We start from the raw sequence: 25,106 nt of genomic DNA on the forward strand, positions 1-25,106 counted from the left end.
CCAAAGCTTGACGCCAAAGCGCGTCGCGCTCGAATCCGTTTTGACGCGACGCGCTTTAGGCCTCTATAGTCCGAGGAACTTGAATGGTTCTGCGGGTTTGAAATCGCGTGTAGCGTTGCCCGAATAGGTGTGGTTCTGATTTTTGCCAAGGTCAAGCTTTTGAACCGTGCCGGTGCCCGTAGAAAAATCGATCGCCTTCAGATCGACCCAAAAAGTGTTTGGGGTGAGCGCCGACTCGAAGAAGTAAAGCTTGCGCTTGTGGTCCACCACGGTTCGCCATCTGGTTGAGGAAATGTTTGGCTCGTCGGGCGTCGTGATGCCATATGGCACCGATACGTTGCGGATGACGCTGAACACACTTGCGACCGCCTGGTTCGGATCCTCATCTTTCGGTATGGCGTTCACATAGAAAGAAGCTCGAGCGAACCGGTCCGACGCGCGGTTCGTGCCAGGCAACATCACCGTTCCGCCGATTTGTTTCCAATACGCCGCCAGGGCCAGTTGTTGGTCGAATGGCGGCGAGTTGGTCAACACCTGATATTGCCGGCCGTGGTGGATCACCTGTTTGCCATCGATGTATTCAACGATGGCACTGTCGCCAGATGCGTCAGACATCGAAAGGTGAAGGGTCGCCAGCCGGTCCTGGCCAGGCACATTGTCGGTGACGATGGTGAATGGTTCCGTTTGGAGGACTTCGACCGCTTCCTGAACCGTGGCGAAGTTGTCGAGGACGTATTGCGCCCACGCGGCGAGTGTCAGTCCAGGTTTTGATCCATCGAAATCGGGATACTTCGATTCGACAAGCCAGAGAACGTTGGCGGCAAGTCCTGCCTCATTCACCCCGTCGGTCGTCGAGATGTCATAACCGGACGCGATCACACTTCCGTATTTGGAGGTCCACTTGAGGGAATTAGGACCAGCCTCGCCGCTGCGCTTCATACCGCGCGGAAAGATCCAAAGATTTGACTCGATATCATATCTCCAGTCCATAGACCGCGCAGTGATTACTTCGCCGTCTGGACCATGATAGACCAGTCGCGTGCAAGCCCATGACGGTAACGCGGTCGCCATCGAAGTCGCCAATACTACGGTGAATGAGGGTCTGAGAGCCGATTTCATCCAGGTTAGCATAGCGCCCAATCTCCTTCGCACCCATGACGTCGGCCTGCGTCACCCAAACCACCGTCGGAATGTCGATGACTGCAGTTCCTTCGGCGTTCACGATTATCCCGCCACCGACCAGGGGCTGAACACCCAGTCTCGACCCGCTGTAGATGTATAGCTGGTTAGAGAAGAACACGCCTGGTGGGGGAGTGACGCCGGCGCCGCCACTGCGCAGGCCAAGCAAGTAGACACCGCCACCGCCTTCAGCTGCGTAGGCGCTTGCGCATGCACCCCAACAACCGAAGGCGACGCTCAGCCCCAAGACGAGGTCGCTGGCGCGGATGCTGCGCATCAGTACGCCCCTTTCGCACGTGCCGGCAGCCAGCCATATGCCAGCCAGGCAATGCCATGCGAAATGAGATCAATACCGAGCAGAAAACCGAGCACCCAAAGACCCGTCGCGGGCCATCCGGTAAGGATGACAAGGCCGGCCAGAAATCCGAATGCTCCAGACAAAGCCATTGTCCAGCCGATGTCGCTCCAGTGCTTGAAGCCGACAAAGAGGCGTACGATGCCGGAGGCCACAAGCAGCAGTCCGAGGACGTAAGTCAGGATGAGGGCGCCTGACACAGGCTGCCTTACCGCCATGGCCCCGAAAACGACGTACAGGATGCCGAGGAGAAACTGCCAGATGAAGCCGCTCCATCCTTTCATCCAGAAGGCGTGCATCATCTCGAACGCACCCACGACGATGGCGGTAACACCAATGACTATGGCGCTGATCACGGTCGCCAGCGCCAAGTCGCCCAAGACGAATATGCCCCCGGCAATCAGCACAAGGCCAAGAAGAATGCGAACCGATGTGGGTGGCAAACTCGATACGGTTCCATTCTCATAGGCAGTCATGTTTTGCCCCTCGATTGCGGGACCACCTCATTGGTGTTCGATTCCGCCATCGGCCGGACAGTGGCCCATTCCGCAATATGCTGGATCGCCGCGAACAAGGCCGGGATGATGAATAGGCCGATCGTTGTTGCGGCCAGCATGCCGCCAAAGATTGTGACGCCCACAGCCTGGCGCGCGCCGGCGCCGGCGCCGGTGGACACCGCCAGTGGGATGATGCCCAGGATGAAGGAGAGAGCCGTCATCATCACGGCGCGGAAGCGCTGCTCGGCACCAAGTCTTGCCGCTTCGGCGATCGGTTGCCCCTCTTCACGGCGTTCCTTGGCGAATTCGACGATCAGGATGGCGTTCTTCGACGCCAGCCCGATGAGCAGCACGATGGCGATCTGCACATAAAGGCTGTTTTGCAGTCCGAAAAGCACGAGCGCCCCGGTGGCACCGAACAGGGCGGCCCCAAGGGACAGAATTACGGCGATCGGCAGCATCCAGCTTTCGTATTGCGCCACCAGGAACAGATAGGCGAACAGGAAGGCCAGTCCGAAGATAATGCTCTCCTGTCCGGCGCTGCGCCGCTCCTGGAAGGACAGGCCGGACCACTCGTAGCCATAGCCGGCCGGCAACGCCTGAGCCGCGACGCGTTCGATGGCATCCATCGCCGCTCCGGAACTGCCGCCTGGCGCGACTTGGCCGTTGATCTGTGCCGCTACCGACAGGTTGTAGCGGGAGATGACGAAGGGCGCGAGTACGGTGCTGGTCGATACCACCGCCCTAAGCGGCACCATCGCGCCCGTCCGGCTGCGAACATGGAGATTGAGGATATCCTCGGCGTCCCCGCGATGCTCGGCGTCAGCCTGCAGGTTGACCTGGAAGACCCGCCCGTGCAGCGTGAAGTCGTTCACGTAACGCGACCCGAAGCTGGCGCCGATCGTCGAATAGATGTCGGACACGCTCACGCCAAGCGCTTCGGCGCGGGTCCGGTCGACATCGACGTAAATCTGCGGCACATCGGCGCTGAAGGTTGTCGCCACGCCGCCGATTTCCGGCGCCTGGTTGATCGCCGTAACGAATGCTCGTACCACCGCCGCGATCTCTTCCGGCGGCTGCCCCTGCAAAGCCTGGAGGCGCAGATCGAGGCCACCGACCGCGCCGATGCCAGAAATGGCCGGCGGCGAAAAGACGGCAACATTGGCGCCTGGAATGGTCGAGAATTGCGCGCGCAATCTGGCGAGGATGGCGTCCAGCCGCAGATCCGGCGTGTTGCGCTGATCCCAGGGATCCAGCGCCGCGACCACCATCGCTCCGTTGGGAGATTGCGTCCCCTGCACGATGCTGAAGCCGGCGACCGAAATGACGTTTTCGACGCCTTTTGTCGCCGACAAGGTCTTTTGAACCTCTCCCACAATCGCTCTCGTGCGATCAAGCGAGGCGGCATTAGGAAGCTGGATATCGACAAACAGGGCGCCCTGGTCCTCATCCGGCAGGAAGGTCGAGGGGAGACCGCTGAACAGCAGGTAGGCGCCCAGGAAGCAGGCGGCAAGCGCGGCGAGAGGTATGATCCACAGGCGCACCAGGAAACCGACCAGCCGGCCATAGCCGACACGCGTCGCGTTCATGAAACGCGCGAACCAGCCAAGCGGACCGCGCCGGTATCCGCTCTGTCCGCGCCTCAGCAGGATCGCGGCGAGTGCCGGGCTGAGCGTGAGGCCGACGACGGACGAGATCACCAGCGCCGCCGACAAGGTGACCGCGAACTGGCGGTAGAGCTGCCCGCTTATGCCGGACAGGAAAGCTGTCGGGATGACCACGGCAAGGAGGACGAGCGTGGTGGAAATGATCGGACCCGTGATCTGCCCCATCGCCTTGCGGGCGGCCGCCACCGTTTCGACCGTGGGGTCGTCCTCCATGACATGCTTGACGTTCTCGACGACAAGAATGGCGTCGTCGGCGACCAGTCCGATCGCCAGCACCAGGGCCAGCAGCGAAATCGAGTTTATCGAATATCCGAATGCCAGCAGGATGGCGATGGCGCCCAGCATTGCGACGGGCATGGCCAGCGCCGAGACCAGGGTGGCGCGCCAGTCCTGCAGGAACAGGTAGGTGACGACGAGCACGATCAGGAAAGCCTCGCCGAGGATCCGCACGATGAGCGAGAGGCTTGTCCGGACGAACCGTGTTGCATCGTAGACGACCTGGTATTGGAGGCCGGGCGGAAACGTGGGTGAAAGGCGCTGCAGCTCGGCGCGCACGGCGTTGGCGGTCTGGATCGCGTTGGCTCCCGGCGCCTGGTTTATCTGCAGCATCGCCGTGTCATGCCCGGCGAAGCTCGCGCTCGATGAATAGTTGCGAGCGCCGAGTTCTATACGCGCGATGTCGTGCAACCGCACGATCGCCCCGGCCCCGCCCGTGCGTATGACAATGTCGCCGAATTCATCTGTGCTCATGAGGCGGCCGCGGGCCACGAGCGTATATTGCAACTCGGTGCCTTCCCGCGCCGGTGGGGCGCCGGCCTGGCCAAGCGAGGCCTGGATGTTCTGCCGCTGAATGGCGGTGGCCACGTCATCGGCCGTTATGCCGAGCGCATCCATGCGTGACGGATTCAGCCATATGCGCATCGAGTATTCGGACGCGCCGACGACGGACGCCTCGCCGACACCGGTGACGCGCGAGAGTGCATCGGCGATCGTCGTCGAGGTGAAATTGGTGATCTGCAGCACGTCGAGCTTGCTGTCGGGAGAATAGAAGGCGATGCCGAGCACGAAATCGGGCGGTCTCGACCGCACCGACACGCCTTGCTGGGTAACCGCGGCCGGCAATTGAGAAATCGCCAGTTGCGCCCTGTTCTGCACATTGACCTGCGCAATGTCTGGATCTGTGCCGACTTCGAACGTCACGGACAGCGAATATTGCCCGGCATTCGAACTGGTCGACGACATGTACATCATGTTGGGGACGCCATTGATGGCTGTCTCCAGGGGCCCGCCGACAACATCGGCAATCACTTCCGCGCTTGCGCCGGGATAGATGGCAGAGACGCTGACGGTGGGCGGCGTGATCTCTGGATATTGCTGCACCGGCAGCGAAAAGATGGCGATCGCGCCCGCAATTGAAATGACGATTGACAAGACGATCGCCAGCCGGGTGCGGGTGATGAAGAGATCGGAAATCATGAGCCGCCGCCGACCGGCTGGCCTTGGCTCGGCTGAACCGTCATGCCTTGGGCCAGACGTTGGATTCCCTGAACGACGACCTGCTCGCCGCCGTCGAGGCCCTTGGTGACCGCCCACCCATTGCCGACGCGTGCGCCTGTATCGATGCGCTGCTGCGAGACGATATTGTCCTTGCCGAGGAGATAGACGAAGCGCCCCTCGCGATCCTGCAGCACCGCTGTCTGAGGCACCACGGGCAAGCTGGGAGCGTCTTTCTCCTGCACATAAAGAGTGACGAACTGTCCTGGCAGGAGGATGTGACGAGGATTGGCGAAAACCGCACGGGCCGCGACTGTCCCGGTCTGCGGGTCGATCTCGTTCTCGATAAATTCGATTCGGCCCGGCGTGCCGTAGTCCGTCCCGTTGGCAAGACGCAACGAAAGCTTCAGTGTATTCGGATCGAGATTGCCGCCACTGGCCTGCTGCTGGCGGATCGTCACAAGCAACCCTTCGGTCACGGCGAAAGCGACGCGGACCGTATCGAGGCTGACTATCCGTGCGAGCGAACCGGAATCCGGTCCGACAAGATTGCCCGTCGTGAACGTCGCGCGGCCAATGCTGCCGGAAATCGGTGCCGTGATGTGAGCATAGGACAGGTTGAGTTCGGCGGTATCCAGTGCGGCCTGAGCGACCTGCACATCGGCGGAAGCGACATCGAATGCCGCCTGGACCTCGTCTACCGTGGCCTGCGAGACGGTTCTTCGGGCCAACAGGTCGCGGTTGCGCGCCAGACTCCGCTCGGCCGATATTCGTGTCGCATCGGCACGCGCCACCTGCGCCCGCGCCGAAGCGACCAGCGCATTAAGCTGATCCGGCTCGATCTCAAACAGCGTGTCCCCAGCCTTTACCGCTTGCCCATCCTTGAAATCGACGGAGTGCAGAAAGCCTGTGACACGCGCCCGGATATCGACTGCTTCTATCGCTTCCACACGACCGGTAAACTGCGCGGGATTGCTGACCTGCTGAACCTCGATCTTCTCGACGACGACGGCGGGAGGCGGCGCCTGTCTTGCACCAGGCTGCTGGGCGAATGAAACCGAACTGATGAAAGGTGGTGCGGCGCCCGCCAGGGAAGCAGCCATCAAGCAGGCCCAGGAGACGCGAGTGATCCATCGCCGCCTCTCGACCGAACAATACCGCTCGGATGTTTCGCACGGCCTCTTCACGACCGGGCCCTGCGCATCGTCAGGGCAATGGCAATGTAGGCGCCGCCGGCGACCAGGAGAGAGATGCCGGCAACTGTGCCCGGCGTGTAGATGCTGGTATAGGGCAACTTCAATGCGAGCGTCGCGCTGGCGGCCAGCGCGACCAGGCCCGATATCGCGAACCACTGCCAACCATCTTGATCGCGCACCCTGAACGCGAGCGCGACTTGTAGGATGCCCTGCACCAGAAACACCAAGGCGATCAGAAGCGTGATCGCGAGAGCGCCCTTGAAGGGATTGAAGTATATCAGGATGCCGCCGACGAGCTCGACCGCGCCCGTGAGCTCTTGCCAGATGAATCCGCTCCATTCCTTGACCCGCAGGGATTGAACCATCTTCACAATGCCCGCGAGCGAAAGGACGATTCCAAGGACAACGCTCGCCGCGAATGTGGAAATTGCCGGCAGCGCCACGGCCAGGATTCCTGCCAATGCCAGGGTGATGCCCAAGGCCAAGAACCATCCCCATCTGGAATGCAGGGACGCTGCTCGACGCTGGTGATCGGTTCCGCTCATGGAAGCGCCGCTCGTTGTCGATTGCCTAACCAGAGAGACACCCATCTCCGATCCTCGGAAATGCTCTGCTGTCAGTAGTCCACCGGATCACGGATTATCGGACAGGTCATGCAGTGGCCGCCGCCACGACCGCGGCCGAGTTCCGCGCCGATGATGGTGATGACCTCGATGCCCTCCTTGCGCAGCAGCGTGTTTGTGTAGGTGTTGCGGTCATAGGCGTACACCACGCCCGGTGAGGCGCAGACGAGGTTGGCGCCGCTATCCCATTGGGTGCGCTCGCGCATATAGGCGTTGCCGCCGGTCTCCACGACGCGCATCTTCTTGAGGCCGAGCGATTGGCTCACCGTCTCGACGAAGGTGCCCTTGTCCTTGTGCAGTTCGACGCCGCCCTTGCCGTCCGGCCGGTAGGAGAACGCCTCGATGCCATTGACGATATCGGGGTAGAGCAGCACGCAGTCGCGGTCGGCGAAGGTGAACACCGTGTCGAGATGCATCGCCGCGCGCAGCTTCGGCATCGCCGCGACGATGACGCGCTCGGCCGCGCCCTTCTCGAACAGCGTCGCCGCGAGCTGGCTGATGGCCTGGCGCGAGGTGCGTTCGCTCATGCCGATCAGAACATTGCCCTTGCCTATCGGCATGACGTCGCCGCCTTCGAGCGTGGCAAGCCCCCAATCCTTGGTTGGGTCGCCCCACCACACATTCACCTTGCCGGCGAAGTCGGGGTGGAATTTGTAGATCGAGGTGGTGAGGATGGTCTCCTCATGCCGAGCCGGCCAGTAGAGCGGGTTCTGCGTGACACCGCCATAGATCCAGCAGGTGGTGTCGCGTGTGTAGAGCGTGTTCGGCAGCGGTGGCAGCAGATACTCGTTCACCCCGGCCGCGTCGCGGATCAGCTCGAGCTGTTCGCCGCCGATGGATTCGGGGAATTCGTGTGTCGAGAGGCCGCCGATCAGCGTCTCCGCCAGATCGCGGTTGGAGAGCCCTTCCAGATAGGAGCGCACCTCGTCGACGAGGCCGAGGCCAATCTGGTTCGGCACCACCTGATTGTCGAGGATCCATTTCTTCCCCTCGGGGACAGCGACGGTCTCGGCGAGAAGGTTATGCATCTCCACCACCTCGACACCGCGGTCGCGCATCTTGGTCATGAAATCGAAATGATCGCGTTTTGCGTTGTCGACCCACAGCACATCATCAAACAGAAGCGCGTCGCAGTTACTGGGCGTCAGGCGCTGATGGGCGCGGCCGGGGGCGCAGACCATGACCTTGCGAAGCTGGCCGACTTCGGAATGCACGCCGAATTTCGTTTCCATCGCCATGGCTTGTGCCTTTCTCGTCAAGGTGTAATGGCGCCGGTCAGCAGGCCGACGAAACCAGCAAGGCCAGCGACCAGGGTGACGGCGAAGATGATGAGTTCGACCGATGTGAAGAACCGCGCCTTCTGTTCGCGCCGCGCCCAGAGGTAGAGGATGGTTCCCGGCACGAAGAGCACCGCCACCAGCAGCACGTATTTCAAGCCGGCGGCCACAAACATGATGAGCGTGTAGACGACGGCGATCCAGGCGAATAGCTGGTCGCGCCCGCGTTCGCGCGGCGTGGTCTGGTATCCCTCGCCGCGGCGGGCGATCAGCACGCCATAGCCCGCGACCAGCAGGTAGGGCAGCAGCGCCGTCACGCTTGTCATGTCGAGCATGAAGTTGAAGGCGTCGCGCGACCAGTAGGTTGAGATGACGAATAGCGAGACGACGATATTGGTCAGCCAAAGCGCGTTGGCGGGAACCCGGTTGCCGTTCTGCGCCGCGAAAAGCTTCGGCATGTCCTGCGACTTCGCCGCGGCGAACAGCACCTCGGCGCAGATCAGCGACCAGGCGAGATAGGCGCCGAGCACCGACACCAGCACGCCGATGGAAATGAACACCGCGCCCCAATGTCCCACGACCAGCTCGAGCGCGCCGGCAAGCGAGGGTTGCTGGACCCCGGCGATGGCCGCACGAGGAGCCGTGGCGTAGGGCAATAGGGTGATGGCCACCATCAGGCCGGTGACGCCGACAAAACCCAGAATGGTGGCGGTGCCGACATCCGAACGCTTCTGGGCGAAGCGCGAATACACGCTCGCGCCCTCGATACCGAGGAAGACAAAAACGGTGATCAGCATGGTGTCGCGCACCTGCGACACCAGGGTCTTTTCCGGCATGCCCACGCCGCCGAGGAAGTTCTCTGAGAATTGCGTGTAGTTGAACGCGACCGCCATGGCGAGGATCGCCACGATGATCGGTACGATCTTGGCGACCGTCACCACGCTGTTGATGAAGGTGGCCTGCTCGACGCCGCGCAGGATCATGAAATGGAAGGCCCAGATGCCGAGCAGCGAGACGATGATCGCGATCGCGGTGCTGCCGTCCCCGAAAATCCCCGGGAAGAAGCGCCCGAGCGTCGATCCGATCAGCACCCAGTAGAAGACGTTTCCGAGGCAGCTTCCGAGCCAATAGCCGAACGCCGAGAGGAAACCCATATAGTCGCCGAATCCTGCCTTGGCATAGGCGAAGACGCCGGAATCGATGTCGGGTCTCTTCTCGGCCAGCGCCTGGAACACTCGGGCCAGCATGTACATGCCGGTCCCGGCGATACACCAGGCGATGATGGCGCCGAACGGGCCTGTCGCGGTGGCGAACCTGCCGGGCAGATTGAAGATGCCGGCCCCGATCATCGATCCGACGACCATTCCGGTCAGTGCGAAGAGCGAAAGCTTCTGTTCGGACTTACTTGTCACGTGTCTCTCCAAAGCGATTTGAGATCATAAGTCCGTGAGCCAACAAGTTGCGCGGCAACCTGTTCGCGACCAAATCCTATGCTTTCGTTTTGGGCGTGGAATTAGCTGAGAATCTCATGGCTATGCACTGCGTCTCTATTTCGGAGCTTCGGCGCAATACACCGCGTGGCGGAGTTACATCTGCTGGACTTGTGACTTTGGCCGATGCAGCATCGGGGTGGTCGGCCAGTGCAACGACCTGCCGGATCGGCTTGCCGGACGGATTCGCTTGTGCAATCAACGACCGGCCCGAGACGCAGCCATGGCATCCCAGACCTCGCAGAAGCTTTCTCTCGCCGCGCTGACGGCGATGGTTGTCGGATCGATGGTCGGCGCGGGCATATTCGCGCTGCCTCGCACCTTTGGCGCAGCCACCGGACCGATCGGCGCCGTCATCGCCTGGTGTATCGCCGGGACCGGGATGTACACATTGGCCTTGGTCTTTCAGGCGCTTGCAGAGCGCAAGCCCGAACTCGATGCCGGCATCTTTTCCTACGCAAAAGCCGGCTTCGGTGACTACGCCGGTTTTCTCTCCGCGTTTGGCTATTGGTTGGTTGCCTGCATTGCCGACGTCTCATACTGGGTTCTGATCAAGTCGACGCTCGGCGCGTTCTTCCCGGTTTTCGGCAACGGCGACACGGTCCCGGCAGTGGTGGTCTCGTCGATCGCGCTCTGGCTGTTCCACTTCACGATCCTGCGCGGGATCAGGGAGGCTGCCTTCATCAACACCGTTGTCACGGTCGCAAAAGTTATTCCCATTCTTGTCTTCATTTTGATTCTGGCCGGAACATCCAACGCGAACATCTTCGTCGCCAACCTGTGGGGCGGAGAACTGGCATCGCGAAGCGGTCTCTTCGAGCAGATAAGAGCGACCATGCTGGTCACGATCTTTGTGTTCATCGGGATTGAGGGAGCAAGCGTCTATTCTCGCTATGCGAAGGACCGCGCCGACGTCGGACGCGCGACGATCCTTGGCTTCATCGGCGTGCTGTTCCTGTTGGTCCTGGTGACGCTCCTGCCTTATGCCGTGCTTCCGCAAGCGGAAATCGCCGGATTGCGCCAGCCCTCGATGGCGGCGGTGCTGGAGGCCGTTGTTGGTCACTGGGGCGCTGTTTTCGTCAGCGTGGGACTGATCGTATCGTTGCTCGGCGCTTATCTCGCCTGGTCGTTGATCTGTGTCGAAGTGCTGTTCGCGGCCGCCAAGAGCGGCGACATGCCAAGGATTTTTGCGCGCGAAAATCGCAACAACGTCCCGGCCGCCGCGCTGTGGCTGACCAATGTGATCATTCAAGCTTTCCTCATAAGCACGCTTTTCTCGCAAGATGCGTTCGCGCTCATGGTGAAGCTGAGCAGTGCCATGGTGTTGATACCTTACCTGCTCGTGGCCGGGTACGGCTTCCTTCTCGCCATGCGCCGAGAGACCTATGACACCGAACCGGCACAGCGATCCCGGGACCTGATCGTGGCCGGCATTGCCACATTGTATGTTGCGTTCATGATCTACGCGGGCGGCCTGAAATTTCTATTGCTGTCATCCATTCTCTATGCACCCGGTACGCTGCTCTATGTCCAGGTCAGACGGGAGCAGAACATGCCAGTGTTGGTCGGCGTGGAATGGATAGTGTTGGCGGTTGCCGCAATTGGTTGCCTCGTTGGCATTTACGGAATTGCCAGCGGCGACATCATTCTCTAACCGAGGGGTATTCCACTCGCCGAAGTCGCTCATATAGAGAGACTTCGTCCAGTGTGCCCTCGGAAAGAAGTTCGATAGCGCTCGCGCGCAGTTGCGCCGCGCGGTAACTGCCCGCGGCAATTCCTTGTTCGCGGCAGACCCGATGGTAGACCCGCTTCAAGAGGATCATATCGCTGCGAGAAGCAATTCGAAACGTTGAAGTCTTGGGACTGGTCACCGCGTCCTGGTGTGCCTTCGCCTGTGGATCATGAGGCCATCGGTTTCATCTACGCCCATGAAGACCGGCTATTCTGTCGTCTTGCCATTGAAATGTTCTTTGGACGCTTCGGCATCCGCCTTGGTGACGTGCACCGTTCCATCCATATGCTCAGGTGGAGCGTAGAGCGTGTAGAGTTTCAATGGCTTCTTGCCTGTGTTCTTCACGTTGTGCCGCGCACCCGCGGGGACAATCATAGCCATATCGGACTTTATGTCGGAGGCAACGCCGTCGATCCATATCTCTCCTGTGCCCTCTTCCACCCGGAAGAACTGATCGTGGTCCTGATGAACTTCCGCTCCGATTTCCTCCCCAGGCTGAAGCGCCATCAGCACGAGCTGCGTCCTTCTCGTCGTATAGAGCACGCGTCGGAAGGCGTTGTTTTCTTCGGTCAGGTCCTCAATGTCGCTCACAAAACCTTTCATGACGATTTCTTTCTACACGCGTCATCGGGTTGACCGGCAAGTCTGCTCAGGACAGGCTCGGACGGACAGATCTCCTGAACCCGTCATGCGTCGCTCGCGCCCCGCGGGTGTTGCGGCGGGCTTAGGCACGAACGCGATCACCTGCATCGCGCCTCGAAGATTCGCCCGTGCCGATCGCGATATCGACAGTAGCCGCGGCGGTCGGTCGCCGCACCGATCAAGGTACCTGCGACGGCCCCGATTGCACCGCCAACGACCGCATTTCGCACATCGTTGCCGCCGGCCGCCGTTCCGAGCGCGGCACCGCCAACCCCCCCGATCACAGCGCCTCTTTCCGCGTTGGTGCAGCCCGCCAAACTCGAGATGACTGCAAGGGCGAGAGCCAATTTCCTCATAATGTTCTCCTCATCGGGTACCGAGCAATCTTGAGTGGTGGCGCCCTGGATGGAAGGGCGCAAAGCATCTGCACGCATCACACGTCTTCTTCATCGGAGCTGTCAGCCTCGTATGAGCGCTCCGACGAAACCGGCCAGCAAAATCAGAACAAGGCCTCCCAGAAGACCTGCTATACCAGCCCCGATCAACATGGTCGGCGTCAGGCCACCGGCGTGATGGCCAACGAGGGGTCCGACACCCGGGATCCGCGCGGAGGGCCACACAAAAAGCACGCCGCCGATGCCGCCGATCAAGCCGTTGGCTGTCCTGCCAAGGCTGAAGCTTGGCACCCAGCGCCCTAGCGCAATTCCGCTTGCGGCGCCGCAGATGAACTCCACGACCAACAGCATGGTTGCGACCAAAGGCGTGGCTCCTCCACAGAATACGAACCGACTGCTTCCGCGGAGGCTCGAGTGAGCGCATCGCGCAGAGCCTGTTCCCACAACGTACCGAGTTGCTGCACGGAGCACTTTATCTGCCCGGACGCATGAAGAAATTAGCTGAAAATCCCGTGGCTGGGCTCTACGTCTCTTTGTGAAGTGCCGGCCTCCAGCGCCACGCGAACTCCCACTGTGAGGCCCCGATCTGAGACGCAGATGCCATTCATGCTGCCTTTTGGCGCTGGATACACCACCAGCAGCAATCGCAGCAAATGAATGATGCCTTTCTTGCTCGTCTTTGACAGAAAGACAGAAGGATCATTCGACTGAGGAATGAAAGCGGGTCTTCGCCATGAAGATGGTGTTTGTCGAAGCTATCGGCACCAAAGTATCAAGTATCGGTTTTGGCTGCGCTTCGCTTGGGTCGCGCATCGGAGTTCGCAAGGGGATAGACACGCTCGAACGCGCGTACGAAGCAGGGGTAACCTGGTACGACGTGGCGCCTTCATATGGCGACGGGATGGCTGAATCGATCTGGGGCGAATTTGCATCCAGAAAGCGCGATCGCGTCTGCGTCTGCACCAAGGTTGGCATGCGTCCGCCGAAGACCTCCGCCACCATGCGACTGCTGAAGCCGTTGTCGCGGATCGCTGTTGCGAAGGTTCCGGCGCTTAAGCAATATGCTTCAAGAGTGCGCCCCGCGCCATTCAAGGTGCCGCTGTCCGCGGAGTTGATAAGATCAAGTGTCGAGGAAAGCCTGAGGCGTCTTCGCACGGATTATGTCGACGTCCTCGCGCTGCATCGTCCGACCGCTGAGGAGCTGGTTCGCGAGGATATCATCCGGGCCGTGGAGCGCGTGGTTCAGGACGGGAAAGCCCGGGCCATTTCGGTCGCAGGACACCTCGATGCGGGAATGACGGCTCTCAAGGAACAGCTGCCCTATCGGTTCGTGCAGATTGCCAATACCCCGCTGGAGCCGAACCTCGCGAAGTTGAAGACGCGCGCTCACCGGCACAGAACGTTCGTAACGCACGGGACATTCTCGGGCCTCGATCGAATCGTCGCGAAATTCAATACGCGGAAGGAAATACTGGTCGCTCTTGGCGACCTCGGATACCGCGGCAGTCCCACCGAAATTGCTGTCGCATTTCTCGCCGATTACGCATTCGCAACGAATTCGGCCGGCGTCACCCTGGTCTCCATGTTCAAGAAGGAGCATCTCGATTTCAATCTGCGGCGGTTGAAGAGCGATCCAACCCCCGAGCGCCTGAATGCCGTCGCTGCCGCGCTCGACTTGGATGTGAAAGACTGACCGGCTGGCGGCTTGCCCGGATTCTGCAACGACAGGTTGACTGGCGCGCGAATGCCGAACACCTATACTGGGAGATCAGGGGTTTGCCATGAGCAAAGAGTTCAGTGTTGCCGACGCCTATGGCTCGGGCCGCGCCATCTTCATGGGACTTGAGCTGCTCGTCGCGCCTGGTGCGCTCGTGCCCCGGCCAGAGACGGAATTGCTGGGCACGACGGCCCTTGGTGTCTTGCATCAAATGAACCTGCCGGCGCCTCGCATCGTCGACATGTGCTGCGGAACTGGCAATTTGGCGTGCGCCATCGCCCACCACATTCCCACCGCACGCGTCTGGGCGAGCGACCTTACCGACGGATGCGTCGACGTGGCACGCCGTAACGCCGCCCATCACGGCATGGCTGACCGTGTTTCGGTGCTTCAGGGCGACCTGTTCGACGCTCTCTCTGGCCTCGGGCTTGACCGGACAATTGATGTGATCGTCTGCAATCCGCCCTACATTTCGGAAAAGCGGCTCGAGGGCGACCGCGCGCACCTGGTCGAGCTCGAGCCGCGTGAAGCGTTCGCCGCCGGCCCTTACGGCCTGAGCATCCATATGCGGGTGGTGAAAGACGCGCCGCGATACTTGCGGCCTGGCGGCACCCTGCTCTTCGAGGTCGGCCTTGGCCAGGATCGGCAGGTGATGGGACTGCTGGAGCGCAGCAAGGCATACGAGAACATCCGCGCTGTGTCGAACGAAGCGGGAGAGGGCCGGGTGGTTCTGGGACAAGCCAAGGCGCAGGCATGAGCGTGCGGAAAGCCAGAGCAATCGCCGAAACCGATCTGGGCTTTACGCCGGCAGTCAGTTCATCTTGCGGATGATGTATTGCTCGATCCCTTGAATGGAATCGAGGTTTTCAGGCAAGAGCTCGCTGTCTTCGACGGTGATGCCAAAGGTCTCCTCGATAAAGCCGATAATCTCAAGCACCCCCGTCGAGTCGACGATGCCTTGATCGAGCAAGGACGTGTCGTTCATCAATGCCTTCACGTCGCTCACGTAGAAATTCGAAACCAGGAAATTGCGGATCTGCCCGCTGTAAGTTCCGGTACGGTCCTTGATCGTCAACATGAATTCACCTCCGTAGCGACACCACCATTTAGCGAGTCCGCCTCATGACAGGGCCGTCTTTTTGAGTTTCCCCGTGTCCGTCATCGGCAGGCTGGCCACGACGACGATGGACTTCGGAACCATGAAGTTCTCCAGTCGCTTCTGGCACTCCAACTGCAGCTGTTTTTCGCCGATGGTTCTTCCATTCTCCATCACGACAAACGCTTTCACCGCTTGCCCAAGGAGTTCGTCGGGAACGCCGATGACCGCCGCTTCCCGGACCCCCGGAATATCCATCAACACGTTCTCCACTTCCTTCGGCGCCACCTTCTCGCCCCGCGACTTAATGATCTCGTCGCCACGGCCGACGAAGTAGAGATAACCTTCCGCATCCATCCGGCAGTAGTCGCCGGTGTATAGGACCTGCTCGCCGGGCAGCGGGCCGGGTTTGAGCTTCCTGGCCGTCGCCTCGGGCTTGCCCCAGTATCCCTTCATCACCGTTGCGCCGCGAATGACGAGCTGGCCGACGACGCCGGGGCCGACCCGCCTGTCATGTTCGTCAACGATCCACATTTCCGTATTCGGGATCGCGATCCCGACACTCAATGGCTTTCGCTTGAGATCCTCGGGTGGCAAATAGGTGCAACGCTTGCATTCGGTGAGGCCGTACATCGAATAGATGCGTGCACTCGAAAACAGCTCCCGAAGCATGAGAATATGCTTGAGAGGCAGGGCCGCCGCGGTGTTCGTGACGTACCGAATGCTTGAGAAATCCTGGTCCTTGAGGGACCTGAGTTCAGAGAGTGCCGCAAAGATGGTCGGCACGCCGGGAAAGCCCGTAACCCCCTCTTGCCTGATCAGCCCAAGGACCTGCGCCGGGAAAGCGAACGAGCGTTCAAGCACCAGCCGGGCGCCGGTGCGAAACGCCATGATCATCTGGTACAGGCCGTAGTCGAAGGCGAGGGGCAGGACATTGAGGATCACCTCGTCCTCGGCTAGCTCGAGGTAGGAAGCGATCGACGTGCACGCGGTCATCATGTTTCTGTGTGTCAGCATCACGCCCTTGGGTTCGCCTGTCGAGCCGGAGGTGTAGATGATGGAGGCAAGGTCGATGTCGATGCAGCGCCGCGCCGGCGGTGCATCGCCGCCGTTGCCGACCGCGGTCTCCCAGCGCACGGCATGCGGCAACCGGGAGAGCTCGGGGTCATCGATTGATCCGGAAACGATCGTCCGCAGAAGCGACTGGCAGCTATGTGCCGGTTCGCGGAAGATCGCTTGCAGATGCGCGTCTGTGATCAGCGCCGCCGGTCGGCAGTCGTTGAGCAGATAATCAAGTTTGTCGCTCTTGGTCAGCGGGTTGACGATGCACGCCACCGCATTCGCCTTGAGCACCGCCCAGAAGCTCACCACCGTCTCGACGGTGTTGTCGGCGAAGATCATCACGCGATCGCCGCGCGCGACCCCTGATGCGGCCAAATCCCTGGCGATCGCATTGGCGCGTGCCTCGAGCTCGCCATAGGTGACACGTTGCTTGCCGCACACCAGCGCCACCTTGTCGCCGAGCCGGCCGGCGGAGTGGGCGAGGTAGTCATGCAGCAGGGGTACGGCATCATGCAACATGCAAGCACTCCTCCCGATGTTCGCGGTCGACGTCGACGCTGAGCCCTTGCACGCGCGCTGCACCGGGACAGCTCGCGACAAACTGCTGGTGAAGGAGTTGGGTCGACAGCACGCCGACGAGCGCCATGTTGTCGGCATTGGAAAGGTCACCGTCACCGGTCCTGGCCTGGCACTTGCCGAGCAGGCGTGTGACCGAAACCGGATCGAAAACATTCGCCTTGCGTATCGCCGTCTCCGAAAGCGCTTCGCGAATGTATTCCGGTGCGGCGTCGGCGGCGAAGCAAAGCGCGTTGGGCGCCCGGAATGGCTGCTTCTTGCGGGTTACGATCTCGGAGGGCACGATCGGCTCCGCCACGCGTTTCAGCACGTGTTTCTCATCGAGGACACGCAGCTTGTAGGAAGGCGGAAGTGAATTCGCGAGCCTCACTAGTTCATCGTCCAGGAAGGGGAAGCGCCCCTCGATGGAATTAGCCATCAGCATCCTGTCGCCCTGCGAGGAAAGCAGATAGCCCGACATCAACGTCTGGATCTCGAGATACTGGTCCTGCGCAAGAGGGCTCCAGCGCGAAAACGCCGCAGGCAAGCGGGCGAGCAACTCGGACACGGCATCGCGACGCTGGGATTCGGCGCGCAGATCCGCGCAGAACAGGCGCTTGATGGCGCCGGTGCTGCGCCAGCGTGTATCATGGGCAAAGCCGGGCGCGCCATAGGCCTCGATCCCGCGCCCGAAGAACTGGCGCGCCATCGCCTGCTGTTGCACCGGCGAGCGGGTGAGGTAGGGGTAAAGGCGCTCCAGGAGGCGCGAGCGTCGTGTCGACGCCGGCTGGTGTCCCCAGAACCTGCGGACCTTGCCTTCGCGGAACAGGTCGTAGCCGGCGAACATCTCGTCGGCACCTTCGCCGGTCAGCACCACCTTGATGCCACGCTCGCGCACCAGCCTAGAGAGCAGGAACAGCGGCGCCGGGGCGGTCCTCAGTATCGGCCGCTCGGTGTGGTTGATCACCTCCGGAAAGATCGCGGCGATATCGCCGCGCGAAACCACAACCTCATGGTGCTCGCTGCCAGTTGCTTCGGCAACCAGCCGCTGGAAGCGGGTCTCGTCATATTCGGCATCGGCAAAACGCAAGGAGAAGGTCTGGAAGCGTCGGCCGGCGAAGCGCCTTCCCAGTGTCGCCACAAGCGAACTGTCCAGCCCTCCCGAGAGGTAACATCCGACAGGCACATCGGCGCGCACCATTCGGAGTGCCGTCGCGGCCTCGAGGGCGCCACGCACGCGTTCCACCGCGTCATCGCACGACCCGGTGAACTCGCCCTGCGACGATCCGAAAATCTCGGGGTAGGAAGGCTGCCAAAAGACCTGCTCGCGAACGGTGCCATCGTGGTAGATGCGGACATGCCCTGGCGCGAGCTCGTGGATTCCCTGAAACACCCCTTGCGGTGGAACGACCGTCCAGAGCGTGAAAGTCTGATCGAGACCGGCGGGATCAAACGCGCGAGGGATGGTTGGATCGGCCGCGAAAATGGCCTTCACTTCACTGGCGAAATAAAGCCGGCCCGCATGCTCACAAAAATGCAGAGGGCAAATGCCGAACCGGTCGCGCGACAATACGAGACGACCCGCTATTGAGTCCCAGATTGCAATTGCCCATTGGCCGTTCATCCGTTCGAAGGCCGCTTCGCCCCACGCGCGATACGCATGCAGCGCGACCTCCGTGTCGCTGCGGGTTCGGAAGCGGTGGCCGAGCGCAATCAGCTTTTCCCGCAGCTCGACATAGTTGAATATCTCGCCGTTGAACACGATCCACGTCGTATCGCCCGTGTCCGCAAGCGGCTGCTGGCCGCTGGAAAGATCGACGACGGACAGGCGGGCATGCGCCAGCCCCGCGCGTTTGTCGCGATAAAGGCCGCGCTCGTCGGGGCCGCGATGCGCCAGCGCGCCCACCATCCGCATCAGCGCCTCACGCGAAGGAGAAGCCGCCGCGGCGTTCAGTGCCACAATTCCAGCGATGCCGCACATCCCCGGTCAATCCTCGCCAATTTCCATGGACAGCAAAGGCCGCGCGTGAAGATAGTGGGCGGCCCGCCGTTTCGCGTCTATGTCCTTGAAGACTTTCTGCAGCTGGGGCTCAGTGAGGCCGGCCGCCGCCGCGACCTCATCGCTGGCGATCCCATGGTTCAGGCCGTAGAGGCATAGATCCATCAGATGATAGGGCAGCGCGAAGTAGAACTCCTCCTGGCTTTGCGCCATGGAGAATGTGTCGGTGGTCGGTGGTCGCTGGCGGATTTCCTCGTCCACGCCAAGATACTCCGCGAGCCGATAGACCTGGGTTTTGTAAAGGTGGACGATCGGCATCACGTCGGCGGTTCCGTCGCCCTGCTTGACGAAAAACCCCTGGTCGTACTCAAGGCGGTTTGGCGTCCCCGCAACCGCGTATTTGAGGCGGTCGGCGTGGTAGTATTCCGTCATCTTGCGCAGGCGCTGCTTATAGTTGGTTGCGGCGACGATCTGCAGATAGGCGGCTGGCGACAGACGCACCGTATCGACCTTGCCTTCTGGATCCTGGACGGTGAGCCGGGTGATGTTGAGGCCGTTGCTCTCGAGAACCGGCTCGATCACCAGCTTGCACTTCCAGCCGTCCCCATAGTCGGGAACGACGGTCCGGATCGCCTCGAGCTGCCGACGGTAGGCGCCGACGGCCTCCACCGCCGGGCCGATGTCTTCCAGGATGCTCTCAATGCCAAGCTGTGCCGCGACGCGGCGGCCAAGTCTCAGGGAGTCGCCGGCGGAATCGCGCTCCGGCATGAACAGTCCCAGGACCTTGTCCTTGCCGAACGCGCGTGTGCACAAGGTCGCGACGACGGAGCTGTCGATGCCGCCGGAAAGGCCGACAACCACCCCGCGACGGCGGAGCGTGCCAAGAACCTGCGCACGCAAGGTGTCAACGATGCGATCGACCTCCGCACGAGCATCGAGCGCCAGCATGTCCTTGCTGAAATGTGAGATCACGTCGATGACAGATCCTCCCTTTTGCGAGACTCCGCCGGGGAATAGGTCTGCACGACGGCCGTCTCGATGAGCGGGCGGTTGGTGGCAAGATTGGGCTCTATGACAAGGTCGATATGGTTGCCCATGATCGGAACCACGTCCAGATGTGCCAGAGCCCTGTCCCAGCCCAGGGCCCGAGGCATTCCTTCCCGACGACACCGGAACAAGGTTCCGGAGATGGGCAGAGCCGGTTTGGGTGCTTCCAGCCACTGGAAGAAAGACCGCGCCCGCAAGACTTCCTGCAGTTCCAGTTTGGTTCTGAAACTTGTCGGGCTGAACTCTCCCTTGGCAAAGCGATCGAGAGTCCTGGCGAGATACGCCTCGCAGCCCATGGCGACGGTGATTTTCGCAAGGGCTCGGCAAGCCATCCGGTGGGCGGATATGCGATTCGTGCGAATGCGATGGAATGTGCGGGTAACGGTCTCCCAACGGTTGCTCGGCTCGTCCAGAAGGCTCGTGTCGAGGATACCCAAAAACCTTACCGATCGGCCGGCGGTCAGCAGCCGCGCAGCAACCTCGAACGCAACCGCGCCACCAAGCGAATGGCCGAGAAGTCGCACGGGGCCGTTAGGCTGGGCGCGGCCTATCTGCTCGAGTGCGGCGGCCGCCATGGCGGAAAGACTGTTGTGTCCATCCAGTATCGCGGCGAGGCCAGGATACCGGATGGGGTTCACCCGGGCGACTTTGCCCATGGCGGCTGCGAACGCAGCCAGGCTCGGGCCATAGCCGACGGACCCTGGAAACAGGAAAAGAACCGGAGGGTGATGCTTTTTCGCGTGTCGTTCGCCCGCCTGGGCCGACGCGACAGCCTCAACCATCTCGTCGAAACTCATGCCGACGGTGAAGGCCTCGAGGCCGAGCTCTTGCCCGATGGCACTCTCGATTGCCATGACGCAATGCAGCAGCTGCAGCGAATCTCCCCCCGCCTCATCCCAGTTTCCCGCCGCAGTGCCCGTGTTGAGAACCTGCATCCACGCGTGCTGCACCATTTGCCTGGTATTCAGGTCGCCTCCAGCGGGGAGCGGTCGGGCAGTGGGCGGCTGGACGGCTGGCGTCGTCTTTCTCTCCGTACGATCCATTTCGGTGAGCGTTGCCAGGTCGATCTTCCCTCCCGGCAGGCGTGGGATCTCGGTGATGGTGTGCAACCGCAAGGGACGCAACGGCGCCGGCAACGTCGTTCTGACGAGTTGGCGAAGCTCCTCCGCAAAAGCAGCCCCCGCGAGGGGCTGGGGAACCGCGAATGCGATGAGTTCCTCGGCCGGCGTCACGATTGCCACGGCATCCGCCACCGAAGGCGCGCAACGCAGGACCCGTTCGAGCTCGGCGGGCTCGACGCGTCGACCATTGATCTTGATCTGGCGACCTTTGCGGCCGACGATGCGCAACAGGCCATCATCGTCCAGCCGAACGAGGTCGCCGGTCGCAAAAACCCGAACACCGGGATCGTCCGGATCCGGCCGAGCGGGAACCACGACACCGTTCTCCCAGTGACCAAGCAGAACATAAGGGCTTCTGATCAGAAGCTCTCCACTCTCGCCTGTCCCGACATTGCGTCCCGCTTCGTCGACAATGGCGAAGGCCATCCCGGGAAGCAGCCTGCCGACGGGGATCGAAGCGTCTTGCTCCGGCCATTCCTGCGGCAGGAACCATTGCGAACCGGTGGTCTCGGTTGACGAGTAGCCTATCTGGATCAGGCACTGGTCCGAAACCGCTTTGCGCAGCAACGCGATGTCCGTCCACGACACCTTCTCGCCACCGATCCGGGCCACTCTGAGTGACTGGAAGACGTCAGCGGGGGCCTCGGTCAGCAGCGCCCGGAGCAGCGCCGGCACAAGATAGGCGATCGTCACGCCTTCGGCTTGAACCCGAGCGCGGACTGCGCGCAGGCCGACCGCCTCCACCTCAAGAAGATGCAACGTGGCGCCCGTCAGCAGTGCGGTAAAAATCTCCCGGCAACCGGCAATCGTGGCAGGTCCGGTCAGCGGCAGGAAAACGTCATCCGCGTTGATATGGCACGCGTCGACATATTGCCGGACCCGCCACAGCAGGCTGCGTTGGCTGTTGACGATGCCCTTGGGACGTCCGGTGCTACCCGATGTGTAAAGCACCATTGCGGGCGCATCGACGGAAACGGAGCGGAGCTGCGGCTGCTGTGATGCCTGTTGACCGTTTGGCGCGACGCCGGCGGCAATATCGATCCACAGGACTTCCTGTGCCAAATCGATGGGGCGGACATTTCCAGCGCCTATGATGGCGCCGAGCCGTGCGGCGTCCACAATTTCGATGATCCGAGAACCTGGATCTCTCATGTTGAGCGGAACCGAAGGCCGCCCGGCCGCCATGCTCGCCAGTATCGCCACAGCGTACCAGGCCGAATTGGCCTGAAGGATGCCGACAGCCTGTCCTTCGGGGACGACGGCAGCGACACGGTGCGACAATGTCTCGACAGCCCGGAAAAGCTCGGAATAAGTCAGGCGATTGGTGCCGTCGCCAATCGCGAGCTTGTCGGGATATTGCCTTGCGACGTTTCTAAGATGATCGAAGACGGGAATGTCCGCAAAATCCGCGCCCATCTGTTGATAGTCGCGCCAGAGGGGCCCCCCTTCGTCAAGAGCATATTCGGGAATATCTGACCATCTCCGGGTCGTCGTCGGTCGACGATCCGCCCGCAGATCTTGATTCACCGCTTCAGGCTGCAAATACGCTGAAGACATTCAGGGCCCCACCAAGCTGAACGTCGACCATCACTCGCCACCGAAATCTTTTCATCAATCATTCGGATGATGCCTCGATCTTGATCAGACAGCGCTTTCCCGCTCAGGCTCCTGGGGAGCTCTCTAATTCCCTCCAGTAACGGCCGGTCCGCCCGAAAGTCCCCGATCGTGAGGCGCTTACCAACGGCCAATCCCGCGTGCCTCCGGCAGCAAGTATGAAAGGTCATTCAAATGAACGTTGGTGTAATCTGTAAACCGGCTAAGCTTTGATCCGCAGTCAAATGACTGCTTGCTCGGAGACGCTTGGGGCATTCCGTCATGATCATCGAGTTGTTTGGGCCCCCTGGTGCAGGCAAGACCACACTTCTTCGCGGCCTCTGCCAGGGTATGGCAAAGCACGGCATCAACGTGAAGACAGTAAACGGGTATCGCCTGATCGAATATGGGTCGGCCCAGGAGGGCGGCCCGGAGGTGCGCCATGGCATCGGGCGTCTTGGCAGGAAGATCGCCACCTCCGGTCCTGTCTTGCTATCGACCTTGCCGAAGGACGGTGTCGCGGCGCGGCTTCTGGCGTCGATCCCGCTACGAAGCCGCACATGGTCATGGCGCATGAAGGTCGACATCGCCCTTCTGTGCGAGTCCTGGCGTCAAGCGCAGGAATCGGAAGGCTACTTCATTTTCGAGGAAGGCCTGATCCAGGCTTTGTGCGCCCTGGTTTTGCTGGCGCGAACACCAAGCGTTGACGTGGTTCGTGATTGCCTGGCGTTCCTGCCGCGACCAGACCTCCTTATCCAGCTCGATGCGCCGCAGGAAACGTTGCGCCGCCGTCTCATGGATCGTCAGGCGCAGCAACCGCTCCTGGAGGTCCTCCTGTTCGAACTCGGCGTGGACAGGGGCTTGAGGCAGGCCGATATCTCAAGGGAGGTCGGCAAGTGCTTGCGCCAGGCTGGGTGGCCCTTGATACAAGTCAACGGCGCTGAGCCGCACGACCTCGACAAAGTCATCACGCGGGTCTTGGAAGAGCACGAGACCGTCCCGGTTTGACCAAGGCGATAAAAACCAAACCACTGGCTCGGCTGGCAATTATGAAGTTGGTGGGCACCTCTCTTCGGTGATGCGGGAGGCCTGTCGAGCGTGAAGCTGTGCGCCGATGCCGATGCAACCGGCCGCGCGATCATTTCGCATCGCGTTGGTCGAGCACTTCAAGCATGGTGGTCAACATGCTTCCGACTTCTTCCGAGATTTCCTCCGGGCGAATTCCCGCCTTGATGGCGTCCGCCGTCACTTGGTCGGCGAGCCTCGCCGCAAGGGTCGGGTCGGACTTCGAAATGAGTGGAACATTATCCTCGACCCATTTCTGCAGGAATTCGATGCCGCGAGCGCTCATGATGGACCAATGCTCGTTGGAGCGATTCGTTCCATCAAAGCATTCCACCGAAGTATATCAAAGTATAATCAAGAAAACGTCAGACCCTTGTGATCAGGGTCTGACGTTCCCCAAGGCTCACGCTACGATGAACGAGGACGCCGTCAAAGACAGATGCGGAGAAAGAGTGGCAAACTGGATCTGATGTGCGCCACCCGCGCCGTCGCTGTCGAAAGACAGGGCGCCGGTCGAACTGTTGTAGATGATGTGATCGCCGCTGTTGTGCGCCCCCCTGCCTTCGTGGAATGCCGAGGTGGGAAGCGTCCCCATTGGAAGGCCGGTAAACACATTGTGGTCGAGCCCGATCTTGTCCTGGGCCACATTAAAATCGGTGATCTTGTCGACATTGCCGGTCTTGAGGGCCGCATTGAAGTAAAAGACGTCCTTGCCCCCATTTCCCGTCAGCACGTCTTTCCCGCCACCGCCGTTGATGATGTTGTCGCCGGCATTGCCATCTATGGTTTGGGAGAACTCGTTTCCCTTGAAGTTGATGGCGGTGGTGTCGGACTTGTTCGTGGTGGCGAGGTGCTCGATCGCCGAGCCGGCCGACAGCGCGTAACTCACCGATGCCAGCACGGTATCGTTGCCGCCACCCGGCAGTTCCACCACCTTGTCGCCGACGTTGTTGACATAATAGGTGTCGTTGTAGCCACCACCGATCATCGTATCGACGCCGGTGGTGCCGTGAAGCACATCCGCGCCGCCCGTGCCGTTAAAAGTGTGATCGCTGGTCGAAGGCACACTGCTGGTCGTCTCGGTACTGGTTGGGGGCACCGTGCTGGTCGGGGGTACAGTGCTGGTGGGCGGAGTCGTTTCGCCGGTCGAAGGCACGCTGGTGGTGGTGCTGTGGTTGTGCTGAAGGAAGAGGGCCTGCAGCTCCGGCGAGTTGCCAAGTGCGGTGTCGCCCTGTTGAGACCCCCATGCATAGGCATAGTCGAAGGCAGGCGATGGCGCCACCTTGGCCCAGTGGTCCAGCATG

The 25,106-nt window shown here is 61.2% G+C and carries 21 protein-coding genes and 1 pseudogene; 4 read left to right on the forward strand and 18 right to left on the reverse strand.

The window, feature by feature from the left end:
* Positions 1–63: 63 nt before the first annotated feature.
* From ACWGS8_RS30730 to ACWGS8_RS30765, 8 genes are all read right to left on the reverse strand, one after another.
* Positions 64–1,071, reverse strand: coding sequence for a linear amide C-N hydrolase (locus ACWGS8_RS30730; protein ID WP_454584454.1), 1,008 nt, complete (start codon positions 1,069–1,071; stop codon positions 64–66).
* Positions 974–1,456, reverse strand: a complete 483-nt coding sequence (locus ACWGS8_RS30735) for a hypothetical protein (RefSeq protein ID WP_454584455.1) — start codon at positions 1,454–1,456, stop codon at positions 974–976. Before ACWGS8_RS30735 ends, ACWGS8_RS30730 begins: the two co-directional genes overlap by 98 nt.
* Positions 1,456–2,010 (reverse strand): HdeD family acid-resistance protein, encoded by a 555-nt coding sequence (locus ACWGS8_RS30740; RefSeq protein WP_454584456.1) that lies wholly within the window; start codon positions 2,008–2,010, stop codon positions 1,456–1,458. The genes ACWGS8_RS30735 and ACWGS8_RS30740 overlap by 1 nt, the downstream gene beginning before the upstream one ends.
* A complete protein-coding gene (locus ACWGS8_RS30745; protein ID WP_454584457.1) occupies positions 2,007–5,174 on the reverse strand; it encodes an efflux RND transporter permease subunit in 3,168 nt (1,055 codons plus the stop codon). Before ACWGS8_RS30745 ends, ACWGS8_RS30740 begins: the two co-directional genes overlap by 4 nt.
* On the reverse strand, positions 5,171–6,295 hold the full coding sequence (locus tag ACWGS8_RS30750) for an efflux RND transporter periplasmic adaptor subunit (protein ID WP_454584458.1): 1,125 nt from the start codon (positions 6,293–6,295) through the stop codon (positions 5,171–5,173). Before ACWGS8_RS30750 ends, ACWGS8_RS30745 begins: the two co-directional genes overlap by 4 nt.
* Before the next feature lie 80 nt (positions 6,296–6,375).
* Positions 6,376–6,873, reverse strand: coding sequence for an HdeD family acid-resistance protein (locus tag ACWGS8_RS30755; protein ID WP_454584459.1), 498 nt, complete (start codon positions 6,871–6,873; stop codon positions 6,376–6,378).
* Between the two features lie 131 nt (positions 6,874–7,004).
* Positions 7,005–8,249 (reverse strand): arginine deiminase, encoded by a 1,245-nt coding sequence (locus ACWGS8_RS30760; protein ID WP_454584460.1) that lies wholly within the window; start codon positions 8,247–8,249, stop codon positions 7,005–7,007.
* Positions 8,250–8,266: 17 nt separating this feature from the next.
* Complete coding sequence (locus ACWGS8_RS30765) at positions 8,267–9,700, reverse strand: basic amino acid/polyamine antiporter (RefSeq protein ID WP_454584461.1); 1,434 nt, start codon at positions 9,698–9,700, stop codon at positions 8,267–8,269.
* Positions 9,701–10,001: 301 nt separating this feature from the next.
* Here ACWGS8_RS30765 and ACWGS8_RS30770 point away from each other — a divergent pair, with 301 nt between their 5' ends.
* The gene (locus tag ACWGS8_RS30770; protein ID WP_454584462.1) at positions 10,002–11,432 is read left to right on the forward strand and encodes a basic amino acid/polyamine antiporter; all 1,431 of its coding nucleotides are present in this window, start codon (positions 10,002–10,004) and stop codon (positions 11,430–11,432) included.
* Between the two features lie 285 nt (positions 11,433–11,717).
* On the opposite strand, the gene ACWGS8_RS30775 is transcribed toward ACWGS8_RS30770, so the two are convergent.
* The 3 genes from ACWGS8_RS30775 to ACWGS8_RS30785 all read right to left on the reverse strand — a co-directional run bounded on the left by ACWGS8_RS30775 (position 11,718) and on the right by ACWGS8_RS30785 (position 12,910).
* Positions 11,718–12,113 (reverse strand): cupin domain-containing protein, encoded by a 396-nt coding sequence (locus ACWGS8_RS30775; RefSeq protein WP_454584463.1) that lies wholly within the window; start codon positions 12,111–12,113, stop codon positions 11,718–11,720.
* Positions 12,114–12,250: 137 nt separating this feature from the next.
* Entirely contained in the window at positions 12,251–12,586 is a 336-nt protein-coding gene (locus ACWGS8_RS30780; protein ID WP_454584464.1) for a glycine zipper domain-containing protein, read from the reverse strand.
* Between the two features lie 24 nt (positions 12,587–12,610).
* Positions 12,611–12,910, reverse strand: coding sequence for a hypothetical protein (locus tag ACWGS8_RS30785; protein WP_065000072.1), 300 nt, complete (start codon positions 12,908–12,910; stop codon positions 12,611–12,613).
* A gap of 370 nt (positions 12,911–13,280) precedes the next feature.
* On the opposite strand from ACWGS8_RS30785, the gene ACWGS8_RS30790 reads away from it, so the two are divergent.
* Positions 13,281–14,240: an aldo/keto reductase gene (locus tag ACWGS8_RS30790; RefSeq protein WP_454584465.1), complete on the forward strand. Its 960-nt coding sequence runs from the start codon at positions 13,281–13,283 to the stop codon at positions 14,238–14,240.
* A gap of 88 nt (positions 14,241–14,328) precedes the next feature.
* Positions 14,329–15,021 carry a N5-glutamine methyltransferase family protein gene (locus ACWGS8_RS30795; RefSeq protein ID WP_454584466.1) on the forward strand — a complete coding sequence of 231 codons (693 nt, stop codon included), beginning with the start codon at positions 14,329–14,331 and terminating at the stop codon, positions 15,019–15,021.
* A gap of 54 nt (positions 15,022–15,075) precedes the next feature.
* Here ACWGS8_RS30795 and ACWGS8_RS30800 read toward each other — a convergent pair whose 3' ends face one another.
* From ACWGS8_RS30800 to ACWGS8_RS30820, 5 genes are read right to left on the reverse strand one after another with little or no spacing between them, the layout of a single operon-like run.
* Positions 15,076–15,342 carry an acyl carrier protein gene (locus ACWGS8_RS30800; protein WP_454584467.1) on the reverse strand — a complete coding sequence of 89 codons (267 nt, stop codon included), beginning with the start codon at positions 15,340–15,342 and terminating at the stop codon, positions 15,076–15,078.
* 42 nt (positions 15,343–15,384) lie between these two features.
* Positions 15,385–16,941: a class I adenylate-forming enzyme family protein gene (locus tag ACWGS8_RS30805; protein ID WP_454584479.1), complete on the reverse strand. Its 1,557-nt coding sequence runs from the start codon at positions 16,939–16,941 to the stop codon at positions 15,385–15,387.
* Positions 16,931–18,958 carry an asparagine synthase (glutamine-hydrolyzing) gene (gene asnB / locus ACWGS8_RS30810; protein ID WP_454584468.1) on the reverse strand — a complete coding sequence of 676 codons (2,028 nt, stop codon included), beginning with the start codon at positions 18,956–18,958 and terminating at the stop codon, positions 16,931–16,933. The genes ACWGS8_RS30805 and asnB overlap by 11 nt, the downstream gene beginning before the upstream one ends.
* 6 nt (positions 18,959–18,964) lie before the next feature.
* Positions 18,965–19,948, reverse strand: a complete 984-nt coding sequence (gene nadE, locus ACWGS8_RS30815) for an NAD(+) synthase (RefSeq protein WP_454584469.1) — start codon at positions 19,946–19,948, stop codon at positions 18,965–18,967.
* Complete coding sequence (locus ACWGS8_RS30820) at positions 19,945–22,701, reverse strand: AMP-binding protein (RefSeq protein WP_454584470.1); 2,757 nt, start codon at positions 22,699–22,701, stop codon at positions 19,945–19,947. Before ACWGS8_RS30820 ends, nadE begins: the two co-directional genes overlap by 4 nt.
* Before the next feature lie 318 nt (positions 22,702–23,019).
* Between ACWGS8_RS30820 and ACWGS8_RS30825 the strand changes: the two genes are divergently transcribed.
* Positions 23,020–23,745, forward strand: coding sequence for an AAA family ATPase (locus ACWGS8_RS30825; protein WP_454584471.1), 726 nt, complete (start codon positions 23,020–23,022; stop codon positions 23,743–23,745).
* A 130-nt stretch (positions 23,746–23,875) separates the two neighbouring features.
* Here ACWGS8_RS30825 and ACWGS8_RS30830 read toward each other — a convergent pair whose 3' ends face one another.
* On the reverse strand, positions 23,876–24,088 hold the full coding sequence (locus ACWGS8_RS30830) for a DUF768 domain-containing protein (RefSeq protein WP_454584472.1): 213 nt from the start codon (positions 24,086–24,088) through the stop codon (positions 23,876–23,878).
* Between the two features lie 117 nt (positions 24,089–24,205).
* Positions 24,206–25,106: pseudogene (locus ACWGS8_RS30835) on the reverse strand (calcium-binding protein); the annotation flags it as partial.

The sequence above is a fragment of the Mesorhizobium sp. 43Arga genome (genome assembly GCF_053714255.1).